The sequence below is a fragment of the Pseudomonas sp. GW821-FHT07B01 genome, from assembly GCF_059419065.1.
Genome location: NZ_JBWKRA010000053.1, coordinates 1 through 663, shown reverse-complemented (window position 1 = coordinate 663; position 663 = coordinate 1). Strand labels below are relative to the sequence as shown.

Genomic DNA, 663 nt, shown 5'->3' with positions numbered 1-663 from the left:
GAGCCAACGTCCTACGAGCATGACAACGGTTTTGTACGGGTTGTCAGGCGTGGGGAGGCGGTCTGGAAATATGAGCGTAACGAGCAAGGCGATGTTACGCGTAGGACCGATCCCGATGGAGAGGTTACTGACTACAGCTACAACAAGCACGGGCAACTGACTGGAGTTTGGTACCCGGATCACAGTTGCCATCGACTGGTGTGGAACGAACGCGGGCAACTGCTTGAAGAGCAATTACCCAATGGTGGGCTCAAGCGCTATCGCTATGACGATCTGGGGCATCAAGTTGCCTGTGAGGATGAACACGGCGCGCAGATAGCCTATGAATGGGACAGCGTCGGTAGGCTGATTCGCCTCGTCTTGCCAGGCGGTGGTTGTAGGGAATTCAGCTACAACCCCTACGGCAAAATCATCGCCGAACGCGACGAACTCGGCCACGTCACCCGCTACGAATACGCCGACGGCCTGCACCTGATCAGCCGCCGTCTCAACGCCGACGGCACCCAGGTCAAGTACCGCTACGACAACGCTCGGCTATTGCTCACCGAGATCGAAAACGAAGCCGGCGAAACCTACCAACTCGACTACCACCCCAACGGCCTGATCCGCCAGGAAACCGGCTTCGACGGCCAGCGCACCGCCTATGCCTACGACCTCAACGGC

General features: G+C 58.4%; 1 pseudogene. It reads left to right on the top strand.

From position 1 onward, the window contains the following. A pseudogene (locus tag AC07S6_RS27295) lies at positions 1–663 on the top strand (type IV secretion protein Rhs); the annotation flags it as partial.